The following is a 13,298-nucleotide window of genomic DNA, read 5'->3' as shown; positions in this document are numbered from 1 at the left end:
GGTGTACTGCAGGGCCGTTTTGTTTTTTGTCCGACAGTTTCTGCTGCTGTTTTGACCAAGCCAGAGAAAAAGTTGTTTTACTGCAGTAGTTAAATCACTAAGATAAGTCTGATATCCGTCTCGTCTGCGCCAGACCGCAGCGCCGGATACTCTACCCACTTCATACACAGCTACAGGATGTAGGCTGTATTCATCAAACAAGCGGAGTTTAAATACGAATTTATGGAAATTTTTATTCTTGTGGGTTTGATTGTGCTCAATGGCTTATTTGCAATGTCAGAAATAGCTATTGTCACAGCGCGGAAATCCCGCTTAACGGCAATGGCACACAGCGGCAGCAGCACAGCCAAAGCGGCATTAAAACTTGCGGAAGACCCCACTCAGTTTTTGTCCACGGTTCAAATCGGTATCACCTCTATTGGTATTCTAAATGGTATTTTTGGTGAATCTATCCTGGCAGAGCCTTTATCGCTCTGGATGCAGAGTTTTGGCATGTCAGCCGAGATCAGCAGTGTGGTGTCGACCGTACTGGTGGTCATTATTGTGACTTATGTGTCCATCGTCATCGGCGAGCTGGTGCCTAAACGTATTGGTCAGATCAGCGCCGAAACTATTGCCTGTCTGGTGTCAAAGCCTATGACGGTGCTGGCTATTGCCACTAAACCTTTTGTCTGGATGTTATCGGGGTCGACCCATAGTCTGATGCGCGCATTGGGCTTTAACCATCAGATGGAGGACAATGTCACACACGAAGATATCCAGGCGATGCTACAAGAAGGCTCCTCTGCTGGTGTCATTGAACATAACGAACACGCTATGGTGAAGAATGTGTTCCGGCTGGACGAGCGCTCAATTTCTTCGTTAATGGTGCCACGCTCTGACATTGTATTTCTAGATGTCAGTGAGTCGCTGGAGGATAACTTACGGGTGGTGATGCAGGCGCCACATTCCCGTTTTCCGGTCTGCCGTAACAACGTTGACGATATCGTAGGGGTAGTATCGGCCAAACAACTGTTGGCACAATCAATCTCAGGTAAAGAAATTCATATCGCGTCTTTAGTCAAACCCTGTAACTACGTACCGGATAGTTTGTCTGGTATGGAGCTGCTGGAGCATTTTCGAAGCAGTGGTTCGCAAATGGTGTTTGTGGTGGACGAATATGGCGATCTGAAAGGTATGGTGACTTTACAGGATATGATGGATGCATTAACCGGTGAGTTTGCCCAGGATGACGAAGAGGATCAGATGGTGATCCGTCGTCAGGATGGCTCTTTGTTGTTGGACGGTTTAATTCCGATTATTGATTTAAAAGATGCGCTTGATATCAGAAAACTGCAGGACGAGGAGGAAGGGCGCTATCAAACCCTGAATGGTCTGCTGATGTATGAACTGGGCCGAATTCCACAAACGGCTGATCTGGTTGAAATCGCCGGCTGGCGATTAGAAATCGTCGATATGGATGGCAAAAGGGTGGACAAAGTGTTGGCACAAAAGATCCCTTACGAGGAATCTGAAGACGAATTGCAGGATTAATACCTATCTTGAAGTAACAAAGCCCCAGACTGGGGCTTTGTTGTTTTATGTTGTTTTGTTCATTCAGACCTTGAACGCTTTGGCGTTTTGTAATAACTCAGTAGCCAGTTGCTCTTGCTGTTTTGCGGTAAAGTGAAGCTCCGTCATGGCTTGCTCGGTATGGGCGGCCAACGCCTGCACTGCACTCAATTCGTCGCGCATTTGCTGGTTTTGCTGGACCTGTTGTTCACTGGCGCAGGCGATACCAGATGTGGCGTCGCTGACCTGTGCAATCAACTGTTTAATCTCGGTTAAGGCGTGCAGTGCCTGCTCTGAGCCTGTGACACAAAGTTCGGCGCTTTGACGCTCTTTGGCTAAGTCCAGGGCTGTTTCATCTACTGTGGTCATCAGTCGGTTCAACATCTGTTGAATTTCCATGGTCGCCTGACGGGTACTGCCTGATAAACGTCGTACTTCATCCGCGACGACCGCAAAACCACGGCCATGTTCGCCAGCCCGCGCCGCTTCAATAGCCGCATTCAGTGCCAGAAGATTGGTTTGCTCCGAGATCCCCTGAATAGTGTCCAGTACAGTAACTATAGCAGTAGCGGCGGAGCGCAGCTCTTCCATACTGTGGCTGGAGGAGCTGACCTGTTCGGCCAGATGACGCATGGAGCTTGCCACCTGATCCACCGCCTGAAAACCGGCATCCGCCCGCTGATTCGCATAGGTAGCCTGACTGGCGCTACTACGTAACTGTTGTGCCGATTGCTGTAACTGCAGATCCAGTTGTTGGGATTGTTGCTGTAAATGGCTGATGGCAGTGCCTTGCTGCATGGCGGAGCTTTTGCATTCCAGGCTGATCTGTAAGTTTTGCGTCGCCGCAGAAGCGCTTTGCTCTGAGGTGCTGATCAGTCTGGAGACCAGTGCGCCGAAGGATCCAAATAACGTATTCAGCGCTGCCCCTATATCTGCCAATTCATCCTGAGTGGTTAAATCAAAACGGGCGGATAAATCGTGAGACTTTGCCGACTGTTCAATACCCTGGTGCAAGATCTGCATAGGTTTGGCGAAACGCCGGGCTAATACATACACCAGGATCACAACCAGTACAGCCAATATCACTACAGCGACCAGAGTACTGAGGATCAGATTGGTACGGATAGTGCTGACAGCCGCCATACTCTCCGACAGATCTTGCTGCACTATCAAGGCATAGTGCTGCTGACCTATCTGCAGCGGGCGCCAACTGAGCAGTGAGGCGATACCGCGATAATCCTCAGCCTCCGCTACTCCTGATTTTCCTGCTAATGCCTGTTTAATCTGCGGCAACTGCAGGGTCGCGTGCCCCCCTAAACCATAAGGTCCAGCCTTAAACTGCGGATACTCTGTGATGAAATTCGCTTTATCTGTTAAATAAGGCCGTAATTCAGTCACCAGTGTTTGCTGTTGATCCACCAGATACAGATCACCGCTCTGGCCTAAGCCTAAATCCTGCCAGTTTTGATTTCCAGTCATCAAATCAGTGAAACGACTGACAGGGTACTGAGCTATTAAGAAACCTACCGGAGTATCAACGTTATTTGGATGAAACACGGGCACACCAAAAAACAGCACTTGTTGCTGAAAATATCCTTCAAAAGCGCGGATGGCCGAGATCTGCAAACCCGCTTTCGGTTTTTGCTGTAAGCTTTTGGCTAACTTTGCCAGTTCTGTATCAGCAAAGGCGCCGTTTTGTAAATTACTGGCAAATACCGGGCCTTTATTGACGTTGTACAATACATCCAGGCTATTGGCGTCTACCAGCAGTAAATCCTGAAAGCCATAACGATCCACTATTTGTTTGAAGCTACTATGATACTTTTTATGCTGCTGGCCATAGACTGAGCCATCACCGCGATCCTCCAGTAGTTGTTGCTTACCCAAAGGCTGAGGATTTTCAGCGACATAGAATTTTTGCAGCAATAAGCTTTCGAATTTCGATTTCTCCAGCCATTGGCTGGTGTTCACCGACAAGCCTGCTGCCTGAGTCCGAACATAAGGCTGATAGTGCTTTGTATACCAGTCACCCATTTGTTGTTTCAGACTATTCAGATCAGGTGCCGAGACTTCGTAGCGGTAGGAGACAAAGGGGTTTTTAAAGCTATAAATGGCTTCTTGCGTCAGCCTGTTATGGGCCAGAACGCTCAGCAGTTGCTGCTGACTGTCGAGCTGGGTTTGCAGCATGGTATGGCGACTTGCGGCCAATGCCTGAAACTGTTGCTCTGCACTCTGATGCACAGCATCCGAGCTGTCTTTTAAAGCTAATAATCCGCTGGTGCTGGCAGATAAGATCACTGCCATAATGGTCAGCACTCCGGCGCCAACGGTCAATTTTCTGGCGATATTCATACAACAGCTATCTCCACTAGGTTTCAGGCACAGGCAGAGTAGAGTTGGTTGATTGCAAAATTATGACAATTCGGGCGCTATGGCTGTGGATGCTGAATTAACAGTCTTTACATAGTTTTTATGTAATAAGCTTATGCCTTTATGGAATGAAAAAGCTTTGCTAAGATAAGCCATTATCCAACCAGTCGACGAGTCGCGGTGACGTATGCAGCAGTCTGTGATCCAGGCGTTTTTTGAACCTCAAAGTTTTACGTACAGTTATTTGGTTTGGGATCCGCTGAGTAAAGAGGCGGCAGTGATTGATCCGGTGTTAGATTTTGATTCGGCCTCCGGCTGCACCAGTACCAGTTCTGCCGATCAGATTATCGCCATGGTGAAACAGCACAACCTGACAGTGCAGTGGTTGCTGGAAACTCACGTGCATGCCGATCATCTGTCTGCGGCTCCTTATCTGAAACAGCAGGTGGGAGGCCGGATCGGTATCGGTGCCCGTATTACCGAAGTCCAGCAGCTTTTTAGTCAAGTCTTTAACCTCAAAGATTTAAAAACAGACGGTTCGGCTTTTGACAAATTGTTTGCCGATGGCGAACAGTTTATGCTCGGCACCATCCGCTGTTCCGTTTTGCATACTCCGGGGCATACGCCAGCTTGTGTCAGTTACTGCATAGGGGATGCAGTCTTTGTCGGAGATACCTTGTTTATGCCGGATTATGGCTCAGCCCGCTGTGATTTTCCGGGCGGTGATGCGGCAACCCTGTATCAGTCAGTGCAAAAGTTGTATCAACTGCCGGATCACACCCGGATGTTTTTATGTCATGACTACAAAGCAGCGGGCCGGGATCAGTTTGTCTGTGAAACCACAATAGCGGCGCAAAAGACGCAGAACATTCATTTAAAACACGGCATCAGCGAACAGCAATTTGTGACTATGCGCACAGCCAGAGACAAAACTCTGAGTATGCCTAAGCTGATCTTACCTTCAGTGCAGGTGAATGTGCGGGCAGGGCAGTTTCCGCCAGCGGAAGACAACGGCACTGTGTATTTAAAGCTACCTGTGAATCTGTTTCGATAAGAGCGAAAGATGCAACTGCTTATTGTGACTGATATTTTTGGTACTCAGCCAGAGATGCTCAGACAGTTTGACCTGCTGACTCTGGAGTATGGTTGTTTGCAACCTTACGATCATCAGCCCCCTGTGTTTGTCGATGATGCTGAAGCTTATCAGTATTTTTTAGCGCATGGCGGCTTTGAAGCCTATTGCAATAAGTTGGCGGACCTACTGCAAATGCTGAGTCAGCCCGTGTTTTTACTGGGTTTTAGTGCCGGAGCTGCGGCCTGTTGGGCAAATCTGGTAACTGAGGATCTGCCGATAAAACATTGTCTGGGTTTTTATGGCGGGCAAATCCGTCACCTGACCGAGCTGCAACCGCTTTATCCAACAGAGTTGATTTTTGCCGAAGAAACACATTTTTCCGTGCCGGAACTTATGCAAAAACTATCAGATAAACCCTATTTAAAACAAAATCTTGTATCTTATCCTCATGGTTTTATGAACCCGTTATCTCAGGGATACAGGCCAGAGGCAGCAGCGCAGTTTTGGCAAAAAATAAAGGCCGGATATTTATCCGGCCTTGAGACGTTGACGCTTACCTGAGTGATTAACGCACGTTGGTGCTTTCAAAAATTTTATCCGCAGATGCGGCAACAAAACCGCTGTAGAGCTGGCCGTTGGCCATAGGGTAACGACGGGCAAACTCGTAGAAGCAGCTTGGAATAGTGCGAGTCCCATCGGTAAAGTGCACCGGTGCTTCGTCTGCTAAGGTCGACGACTGTTCCAGTAAAACTTCAGGTGTGCCTTTGATTTCGCCACCTGAGGTATTCAGTGGGAAACCAGCATCCTTCAGCGCCTGATTCACCGCCTCTAAGGTCTCATAGTTCTTCAGCGCATTGACGCTAACGGTGAAGTGGTTGGCACGATAGCCCCAGACCGACATCCAGGCCGCATACTCACTTTCGGCCAGCAAGGTTTCATAACTTTGCTGATCAATAGTCCAGTGCCGACCTGAGTAGAGGAAGTTATCTGCTGTCACCGCGTCTGCAGGAATTTGATCAACCAATGAACGCACTATGCTTTGCAGCTTTTCAGAGCACTTTTCCAACAGCAATTCAGAGATAAAAACTTTCGGTAGTGTTGGGTCTTTATGCTCAAAGTGTTTGGCATAGAGTTTCTTGGCTTCAAAATGGTATTCGCCACCTTCGGTGTAGCCCAATGCGAGCAGGTGAGCCGCCAGTTTATCCAGGCCAACTTTTTCAATGTTAAAAGTACGAAGTGCGATATGGTCGTTGATCACATCGTCTTGTTGGGACGAGCCTAAAATGGCATGAATTTTTTTCGCCGAAGGGGTCACTTCCAGGTAGTTCGCCCACAGTTGGTTAAACAGTTCTTTCACATCAGTATGCATAACGAGTCCTGCTCTGTTGATTAGGGTATTCTCACCGGCAAGTGTAATGACTATACCGGCTTATTGTATTGATCTGGTTCAGCTTTATAGCACTAAACCCGGGCTTAATGTTGCTGGCAATACCACGTGCTCAGCTTCTACCGAAGACACAGGGTAAGCACAGTAATCGGCCGCATAATAGGCACTGGCTCTGTGATTGCCGCTGGCACCAATACCACCAAAAGGTGCAGCACTGGAGGCCCCGGTAATAGGCTTGTTCCAATTCACTATGCCGGCGCGAATACGCTGGAAGAATAGCTGATAATCTTCAGCCGCATCGGCCAGTAAGCCAGCAGATAAACCGTATTTGGTGTTATTGGCTTCCTGGATCGCCTGCTCAAAATCATCGTATCGATAGACTTTTAACAGCGGGCCAAAATGTTCTTCATCCGGAATACCGGTCACACCTGTCACGTCCAGAATACCAGGTGTGACATAAGCGCCATCGGCTTGAGGCAATGTCAGTTCAACTAAAATTTTTGCGCCCAAATCCAGCAATTGTTGCTGAGCTTTGGCCATGCCTTGTGCCGCTTTGGCAGAAATCATAGCACCGTAGAAAGGTTGTTCAGCAGCAAATGGATCGGCCACTTTAATGTTTTTCGTTGCAGTGACCAGCTCTGCCAAAATCGCATCACCATTGGCGGTGTTGGGCACAAACAAGCGGCGGGCGCAGGTGCAGCGCTGACCAGAGCTGATAAAAGCGGACTGAATGATGTCATGCACAGCCGCTTTAACATTAGCCACGTCTTTGATAATCAACGGGTTATTACCACCCATTTCCAGTGCTAAAATTTTACCCGGCTGACCGGCAAACTGTTGATGCAAATAATGCCCTGTCCCAGAGCTGCCGGTGAAAAATAAACCATCCAATTCTGGATGCGCCGCCAGAGCTTTGCCTGTCGTTACTTCACCTTGCAACAAAGTTAATACGCCAGCAGGTAAACCCGCTTGCTGCCATAACTGCACTGTGTATTCAGCCACTTTAGGTGTCAGTTCAGATGGCTTAAATACCACCACATTACCTGCAATCAAAGCCGGAACTATATGGCCGTTTGGCAAATGGCCCGGGAAGTTATAAGGACCAAATACGGCCACTACACCATGAGGTTTATGGCGGATAAAGGCTTTAGCGCCCGGCATAGAATTTTCTACTGTGCCGGTGCGTTCTTCATAGGCCCGTTTGGAGATGGCAATTTTACCCGTCATGGCCGCCACTTCGGTGCGGCTTTCCCATAAGGCTTTGCCAGTTTCTTCGGCAATAATACGAGCCATAGTTTCAGCGTTTTCTTGCAGCAAAGCAGCAAATTTTTCAACAACGTTCAACCGTTCGCTCAAGGTGCACGCCGACCAGCGATAAAACGCCTGGCGTGCAAAGAGTAAAGCCTGATGTACCTGAGTTTCATCAGCACTATGACCTTGCCAAATGGCCTGGCCCGTCGCCGGGTTGATGGACTCAAAGGCTAAACCCAAACCAGCTTGCCATTGACCTTGGATAAACTGCACCGCAGCTTTTGTATTCACTTCGTTCATTTCACTGCCTTTTCTAAGGAGAGGTAACGCACAAAATCACCATTGCTAACCAGCAAGGCTTCTGCTAATTCAGGGCTGATCACCAGTTCATGGTTGTCATTTAGCGCGGCATTCCGGCTAAACACAGCACGGAAATTCGCTGTCTGGGTATTACAAATGGACAGTGTGGCGGCACCTTCAACAGGCGCGACCAGCACTTTGACTTTATGGCTGTTGCGCACCGATTTAATTTGTCTGAGCTGACATTCTACGGTGGGGCCACCGTCAAACAAGTCGACATAACCGCGGTGGAAAAACCCTTCATTTTCCAAAAGTGCCAGCGCAGGTTTGGTATTTTCATGCACTTCGCCTATCACCTGCTGGGCAGATTCTGGCAGTAAACTGACGTAAATCGGATGACGTGGCATCAAATCGGCAATAAAACCTTTGTTACCCACACCAATCATGTAATCGGCGGTAGGGAAGTCGATGCTGAAAAAATACGACTGCAGCCATTTCCAGAACGGCGGTAAACCTGTTTCGTCAGCCACACCACGCATTTCTGCAATCACCATGTTGGAAAACCGTTTTGGATGTTCGGCCATAAACAAAAATCGTACTTTAGACAAAAAACGGCCATTTAGGCCCTGGCGATAAGGCTCACGCAAAAACAGCGTACAAATCTCAGAAACTCCGGTGTAGTCGTTACACATGGTCAGCACTTCAACTTGTTTAAATACATCCAGCTCTTTAGAGTGGTGTACCACTGTGCTTTTATGGAAGTGATACAAAGGGGTCTCCAGACCCACTGAGGCCTCAATACCAGAGGTGCCGACAATTTCGCCTGTACTGGTATCTTCCAATACAAACAGGTAGCCCTGATCGCCCATCGCCTCAACATTCGTTGCAAAGCTTTGCTCAGAACGGGCAATTTTTGCCTGCAACTTTTGCTCATTGACCGGCAAAGAGGTAAAACCAGCGCCTGATTCAATGGCAATTTGCATCAGGACAGGGTAATCCGATTGTCGGATAGGACGGATCAACAACATAAATTCTCTATTCCTGCAGTGTAGCTATTGAATAACAGCAGGGAGCTCAGCGAACTCCCTGTCATTCCCTTTGATGGAACCTACTGGGTTAGCCTCAGGCCTGCGCAAGCTTTGCGATTGCTTTATCAAGACGTTTAAAACCCTCAGCAATGTCGGCCTCTGGAATAATCAGGGAAGGCGTCATACGAATCACGCTATAACCCGCCACTAACATCATTAAGCCTTCGTCTGCTGCAGCGAGCATAAAATCACGGGCTTTGCCCTGATACCTTTCATTCAGTGCTGCGCCTATTAACAGACCCTGACCACGAATTTCGCTGAACACATCGTATTTGGCATTAATGGCATGCAAGCCATCACGGAATAACTGCTCGCGCTGTTTCACACCGTTTAACACTTCAGGCGTGTTGACTGTATCAAAAGCGGCAATGCCTACGGCACAAGCCAGTGGGTTACCGCCATAGGTAGAGCCGTGCGTACCCACCACTAAATGCTTAGCGATGGCCGTGGTAGTCAACATAGCACCTATTGGGAAACCACCACCTAAAGCTTTAGCTGTGGTCAGAATGTCCGGTACTACACCCAGCCCCATGTAGGCGTACAAGTGGCCTGTGCGGCCCACACCAGATTGCACTTCATCAAAAATCATCAGCGCATTATGCTTTTTACATAAAGCCGCTACACCCTGGATAAATTCCGGGGTTGGGGTGATGATACCGCCTTCACCTTGCAGAGGTTCTAACATCACAGCACAAGTGGTGTCGGAAATCAGCGCTTCGAGGCTTGCCAGATTATTGTATTCGGCGTGCACTATGTCGGCAGGTTTAGGACCGAAACCGTCTGAATAAGCCGGTTGGCCGCCTACGGTCACGGTAAAGAAAGTACGACCGTGGAAACCTTGTTTAAAGGCAATAATTTGGGTTTTATGCTCACCAAACTCATTTTTAGCCCAGCGACGCGCCAGTTTCAACGCCGCTTCATTGGCTTCAGCGCCTGAGTTAGCAAAATAGACCTTTTCAGCAAAAGTGGCGTTGACTAGTTTTTGCGCCAGTATCAAAGCTGGTTCGTTGGTCATGACGTTGGATAAATGCCATAACTTGTCCGCCTGATCTTTTAATGCGCTGACTAATGCAGGATGACAGTGACCTAAACAGTTCACGGCTATACCACCAGCAAAGTCGATAAACTCACGACCGTTTTGGTCCCAGACTCTGGAGCCAATACCTTTGACTGGGATCACTGCAGATGGAGCGTAGTTAGGGACCATGACTTCATCAAATAAAGATCTGCTGACTTGCATTGTTATTTTACCTATATGCTGTGTTGACGCCCCTGCGACCAGGGAAAAGAAGAAATCTCAAGTATTATATTGGCCAGACTTACCAATATGCAGTAGCATTATTAACAATATTCCAGTTAATTCTGACGTTTTGATAAGGTGATTGAGCAAAATGATAAGTTCTGAGGATGAAAAACTGCTGGGTATGCTCAGGCGCAATGCCAGGGCTAGCATTTCTGATTTAGCCAGAGCCTTAAACGTCTCGCGCAGTACAGTACAGAATCGATTGCAGAAACTGGAGCAAAGCGGGGTGGTGAAAGGCTATGTGCTGGAATATGGTAGTGCCTTTTTAAGCCAGTTAGTGTCGGCTCATGTCGCTATTAAAGTACGACAAAAGCTGACGACTAAAACTAACGTTGAACTAAAGCAAATAAGCCAGATCTCGGAATTGTATGCAATCAGTGGCGAGTATGACCTGATAGCGGTAGTCCAGGCACAAAGCACCGAGCAGTTAAGTCATATTCTGGATGAAATTGGTAATCTGGATGGGGTAGAGCGTACCAACTCCTCGGTGATTTTGGAGACTAAATTCAAAAGATAACGCCTCAAATCAGCACTTTCAGGTCTGACCAGCATCAAATGATCGTCATTTAACAACACTTTACCCCTTGTGAGGTTGCTGCCCCAGTCAGACCTGTTATGATCGGGCGCAGTTGAGCCATCAGGCTAGTCTCGAGAGATCTCCATGAGTACAAAACAACCTCTTTATACCTCTTACGCAGGTCCAGCTTTATTAGAAACTCCGTTATTAAATAAAGGCAGCGCTTTTACCAAAGAAGAACGTATTGCCTTCAACCTGATTGGTTTATTGCCTCCACGCTATGAAACTATTGAACAGCAACTGGCCCGTGCCTATATGCAGTACTCCAGCTTTGCTGAGCCAATCAACAAACATATTTACCTGCGTGCGATTCATGATAAAAACGAAACTTTGTTTTATCGTCTGGTGAAAGAGCATCTGGAAGAAATGATCCCGGTGATTTATACGCCAACAGTAGGGGACGCCTGTGAGCGTTTCTCCGCTATTTACCGCAGCGCCCGTGGTATTTTTGTCTCCTACAGCGAACGTGAGCATATGGATGACATACTGCGCAGCGTCACCAAGAAAAAAGTAAAAGTTATAGTCGTCACAGACGGTGAACGTGTACTGGGTTTAGGTGACCAGGGCGTGGGCGGTATGGGTATATCTATCGGTAAGTTATCTTTATATACAGCCTGCGGTGGTATCAGCCCGGCTTATACCTTACCTGTGATGCTGGATGTAGGCACCAATAACGAAAAGCTGCTAAATGACCCTGTGTACATGGGCTCTAAACACAAGCGTATTACCGGCGAAGAGTACAATGCTTTTATCGACCAGTTTATGAAAGCGGTGAAACGCCGCTGGCCAGAAGCTTTGGTACAGTTTGAAGATTTCGCTCAGCCGAATGCGATGCCTATTTTAAAACGCTACCGTGATGAGTACTGCTGTTTTAATGATGATATTCAGGGCACAGCCGCTGTGACAGTGGGTTCATTGTTGGCCGCTTGTCGCAGCAAAGGTGTAAAACTGTCATCGCAAAAAGTGGTGTTTGTTGGTGCAGGCTCAGCCGGCTGTGGTATTGCCGAGCAAATTATCAGTCAAATGAAAACCGAAGGTCTGGATGACGCCACTGCCCGCAAACAAGTCTATATGGTGGACCGTTTTGGCTTATTGACTGAAGGCATGGCCGATTTACGTGATTTCCAGCAAGCGCTGATGCAGAAAAAATCCGATTTGGCTGACTGGGCTTACAGCGGAGATTATGCCTCTTTATTAGATGTGATGAATTGCGCTAAGCCAGATATTTTAATTGGTGTGTCTGGTCAGCCAGGTTTATTCACTGAACAAGTGATCACAGCGATGAAAAAGCACTGTGAACTGCCAATTATTTTCCCGTTAAGCAACCCGTCCAAGCAAGTTGAGGCTACGCCTGAACAAGTGATTAAGTGGACAGAAGGCAAGGTGATTATCGCCACAGGTAGTCCATTTAAACCAGTGACTTACAAAGGCCAGACTTACCACATAGCTCAGTGCAATAACTCTTACATCTTCCCGGGTATTGGTTTAGGTGTCGTTGCAGTCAAAGCCAGTCGCATCAGCGATGATATGTTACGTATTGCCAGCGAAACTTTAGCTGCGGCTTCGCCTTTAGCCAATACAGGGCAGGGATCCTTGCTACCAGCTCTGTCTGAACTATCAGAACTGAGTAAGAAAATTGCCTTTGAAGTGGCTAAAATTGCGCAAAAACAAGGTTTTGCGCTTGAAATCAGTGACGAAGAACTGCAGCAAAAAATTGAGCGTAATTTCTGGATCCCGGAATATCGTCAATACAAACGTGTCAGTGGTCATTAAATTCTTTGCGTGTCGAACGCAAAGTAACTAACTAAAAAGTTGGTTTAATCAATATTTTAGCGATTAAACCAACTTTTTTCGTTTTTTTCCTCCAACTATTTTCTCTGCTGCTCCGACTTAGTTATAACCAAACCATAGGAGCCTGTTATGAAATTCCAACAATCATTAACCTTCACCTTATTATCTGCCGCTATGGCCGTAACTCTGGGCTGTACAGCTCAGGCTGATACTGCAGCAGCTCATTCAACTGCAAAACCTGCGCAAGTCGCTTTTATTAAAAACTGCAAGGTGATACAGCAGCGCGCTATGACTGCGGATGAGTTTGCTGCATACCAACGCTTAGAAGCTGTTGAACTGGAAATGGAACAATTACATTTGCCCATGAAAGCTTTTGAAGCAGAAATGGAACAACACAGCGAACGTATGGCTGAGCTTTCCGATCTTGTGCATCAGGAAGATGACCACAGTATTCGTATCGATAAAGCGAAAATGGCAGAACAGCACAAATTAGCCGAGGAAATTCACGAAATTACTGAACGCCACAGACCGCATTTTGCAGCTTTAGAGCAAAAAGGCAATGAAATCAGCGAGATAGCCGATGATTTTAGCGACTTACTGGAAAA

11 protein-coding genes are annotated in these 13,298 nt (G+C 47.4%); 6 read left to right on the top strand and 5 right to left on the bottom strand.

The window, feature by feature from the left end; genetic code table 11:
- Positions 1 to 222 precede the first annotated feature (222 nt).
- Positions 223 to 1,533 carry a hemolysin family protein gene (locus SD53_RS09830; protein WP_046520071.1) on the top strand — a complete coding sequence of 437 codons (1,311 nt, stop codon included), beginning with the start codon at positions 223 to 225 and terminating at the stop codon, positions 1,531 to 1,533.
- Positions 1,534 to 1,596: 63 nt separating this feature from the next.
- On the opposite strand, the gene SD53_RS09825 is transcribed toward SD53_RS09830, so the two are convergent.
- Positions 1,597 to 3,903 carry a methyl-accepting chemotaxis protein gene (locus SD53_RS09825; RefSeq protein ID WP_046520070.1) on the bottom strand — a complete coding sequence of 769 codons (2,307 nt, stop codon included), beginning with the start codon at positions 3,901 to 3,903 and terminating at the stop codon, positions 1,597 to 1,599.
- A gap of 205 nt (positions 3,904 to 4,108) precedes the next feature.
- Between SD53_RS09825 and SD53_RS09820 the strand changes: the two genes are divergently transcribed.
- A complete protein-coding gene (locus SD53_RS09820; protein WP_046520069.1) occupies positions 4,109 to 4,975 on the top strand; it encodes an MBL fold metallo-hydrolase in 867 nt (288 codons plus the stop codon).
- A gap of 9 nt (positions 4,976 to 4,984) precedes the next feature.
- Entirely contained in the window at positions 4,985 to 5,557 is a 573-nt protein-coding gene (locus SD53_RS09815; RefSeq protein ID WP_052749338.1) for a dienelactone hydrolase family protein, read from the top strand.
- Between the two features lie 4 nt (positions 5,558 to 5,561).
- Here SD53_RS09815 and SD53_RS09810 read toward each other — a convergent pair whose 3' ends face one another.
- From SD53_RS09810 to SD53_RS09795, 4 genes are all read right to left on the bottom strand, one after another.
- Complete coding sequence (locus tag SD53_RS09810) at positions 5,562 to 6,365, bottom strand: DUF1338 domain-containing protein (protein WP_046520068.1); 804 nt, start codon at positions 6,363 to 6,365, stop codon at positions 5,562 to 5,564.
- A gap of 84 nt (positions 6,366 to 6,449) precedes the next feature.
- Positions 6,450 to 7,934, bottom strand: a complete 1,485-nt coding sequence (gene astD / locus SD53_RS09805; protein WP_106693145.1) for a succinylglutamate-semialdehyde dehydrogenase — start codon at positions 7,932 to 7,934, stop codon at positions 6,450 to 6,452.
- Positions 7,931 to 8,962, bottom strand: a complete 1,032-nt coding sequence (gene astA, locus SD53_RS09800; protein ID WP_046520067.1) for an arginine N-succinyltransferase — start codon at positions 8,960 to 8,962, stop codon at positions 7,931 to 7,933. The genes astD and astA overlap by 4 nt, the downstream gene beginning before the upstream one ends.
- 94 nt (positions 8,963 to 9,056) lie before the next feature.
- Positions 9,057 to 10,262, bottom strand: coding sequence for an aspartate aminotransferase family protein (locus tag SD53_RS09795; protein ID WP_046520066.1), 1,206 nt, complete (start codon positions 10,260 to 10,262; stop codon positions 9,057 to 9,059).
- A 151-nt stretch (positions 10,263 to 10,413) separates the two neighbouring features.
- Here SD53_RS09795 and SD53_RS09790 point away from each other — a divergent pair, with 151 nt between their 5' ends.
- From SD53_RS09790 to SD53_RS09780, 3 genes are all read left to right on the top strand, one after another.
- Complete coding sequence (locus tag SD53_RS09790) at positions 10,414 to 10,842, top strand: Lrp/AsnC family transcriptional regulator (protein ID WP_046520065.1); 429 nt, start codon at positions 10,414 to 10,416, stop codon at positions 10,840 to 10,842.
- 144 nt (positions 10,843 to 10,986) lie between these two features.
- Positions 10,987 to 12,675, top strand: a complete 1,689-nt coding sequence (locus tag SD53_RS09785; RefSeq protein WP_046520064.1) for an NAD-dependent malic enzyme — start codon at positions 10,987 to 10,989, stop codon at positions 12,673 to 12,675.
- A gap of 147 nt (positions 12,676 to 12,822) precedes the next feature.
- The coding region (locus SD53_RS09780; RefSeq protein ID WP_046520063.1) for a hypothetical protein at positions 12,823 to 13,298 on the top strand (476 nt) is incomplete at its 3' end.

It is taken from the genome of Rheinheimera mesophila, from assembly GCF_000986865.1.
Taxonomy (GTDB): domain Bacteria; phylum Pseudomonadota; class Gammaproteobacteria; order Enterobacterales; family Alteromonadaceae; genus Pararheinheimera; species Pararheinheimera mesophila.
The sequence above is the reverse complement of the archived record's forward strand: the minus strand, read 5'-3'. Positions and strand labels throughout refer to the sequence as shown.